Genomic DNA, 2,054 nt, shown 5'->3' with positions numbered 1-2,054 from the left:
CTCACCAGGACTGGCCCCCCTTCTCCCGAAGTTACGGGGGCATTTTGCCGAGTTCCTTAACCATAGTTCACCCGAACGCCTCGGTATTCTCTACCTGACCACCTGAGTCGGTTTAGGGTACGGGCCGCCATGAAACTCGCTAGAGGCTTTTCTCGACAGCATAGGATCATCCACTTCACCACAATCGGCTCGGCATCAGGTCTCAGCCCTAATGTGCGACGGATTTACCTACCGCACGGCCTACACCCTTACCCCGGGACAACCACCGCCCGGGCTGGACTACCTTCCTGCGTCACCCCATCACTCACCTACTACAAGTCTGGTCCGTCGGCTCCACCACTCCCCTCAACTCCGAAGAGATCAGGGCGGCTTCACGGACTTAGCATCGCCTGGTTCGATGTTTGACGCTTCACAGCGGGTACCGGAATATCAACCGGTTATCCATCGACTACGCCTGTCGGCCTCGCCTTAGGTCCCGACTTACCCTGGGCAGATCAGCTTGACCCAGGAACCCTTAGTCAATCGGCGCACACGTTTCCCACGTGTGAATCGCTACTCATGCCTGCATTCTCACTCGTCAACCGTCCACAACTCGCTTCCGCGGCTGCTTCACCCGGCAGACGACGCTCCCCTACCCATCCGTACAGGCGTTGGCCCTATTGCACGAATGACACGACTTCGGCGGTACGCTTGAGCCCCGCTACATTGTCGGCGCGGAATCACTAGACCAGTGAGCTATTACGCACTCTTTCAAGGGTGGCTGCTTCTAAGCCAACCTCCTGGTTGTCTGTGCGACTCCACATCCTTTCCCACTTAGCGTACGCTTAGGGGCCTTAGTCGATGCTCTGGGCTGTTTCCCTCTCGACCATGGAGCTTATCCCCCACAGTCTCACTGCCGCGCTCTCACTTACCGGCATTCGGAGTTTGGCTAAGGTCAGTAACCCGGTAGGGCCCATCGCCTATCCAGTGCTCTACCTCCGGCAAGAAACACACGACGCTGCACCTAAATGCATTTCGGGGAGAACCAGCTATCACGGAGTTTGATTGGCCTTTCACCCCTAACCACAGGTCATCCCCCAGGTTTTCAACCCTGGTGGGTTCGGTCCTCCACGAAGTCTTACCTCCGCTTCAACCTGCCCATGGCTAGATCACTCCGCTTCGGGTCTTGAGCATGCTACTGAAACGCCCTCTTCGGACTCGCTTTCGCTACGGCTACCCCACACGGGTTAACCTCGCAACACACCGCAAACTCGCAGGCTCATTCTTCAAAAGGCACGCAGTCACACCAAAGTGCTCCCACGGCTTGTAGGCACACGGTTTCAGGTACTATTTCACTCCCCTCCCGGGGTACTTTTCACCATTCCCTCACGGTACTATCCGCTATCGGTCACCAGGGAATATTTAGGCTTAGCGGGTGGTCCCGCCAGATTCACACGGGATTTCTCGGGCCCCGTGCTACTTGGGTGTCTCTCAAACGAGCCGTTGACGTTTCGACTACGGGGGTCTTACCCTCTACGCCGGACCTTTCGCATGTCCTTCGCCTACATCAACGGTTTCTGACTCGCCCTGCCGCCGGCAGACGACAGAAGAGAGATCCCACAACCCCGTATACGCAACCCCTGCCGGGTCTCACACGCATACGGTTTGGCCTCATCCGGTTTCGCTCGCCACTACTCCCGGAATCACGGTTGTTTTCTCTTCCTGAGGGTACTGAGATGTTTCACTTCCCCTCGTTCCCTCCACACTGCCTATGTGTTCAGCAGCGGGTGACAGCCCATGACGACTGCCGGGTTTCCCCATTCGGAAACCCCCGGATCAAAGCCTGGTTGACGACTCCCCGGGGACTATCGTGGCCTCCCACGTCCTTCATCGGTTCCTGGTGCCAAGGCATCCACCGTGCGCCCTTAAAAACTTGGCCACAGATGCTCGCGTCCACTGTGCAGTTCTCAAACAACGACCAGCCACCCATCACCCCCGGCAACAACCGGAGTTCACTGGGGCCGGCATCCGAAGGAACATCATTCCCTCAGACACCCAACAGCGTGCCCGACACG

At 57.6% G+C, this 2,054-nt stretch carries 1 rRNA gene (cut by a window edge); it reads right to left on the bottom strand.

The features are described from left to right. Positions 1-1,918: ribosomal RNA gene (locus AB0P24_RS47500) — 23S ribosomal RNA — on the bottom strand (it extends 1,272 nt beyond the left edge of the window). Positions 1,919-2,054: the final 136 nt, after the last annotated feature.

This window comes from Streptomyces sp. NPDC086519, from assembly GCF_040686075.1.
Lineage (GTDB): Bacteria > Actinomycetota > Actinomycetes > Streptomycetales > Streptomycetaceae > Streptomyces > Streptomyces shenzhenensis.
The sequence above is the reverse complement of the archived record's forward strand: the minus strand, read 5'-3'. Positions and strand labels throughout refer to the sequence as shown.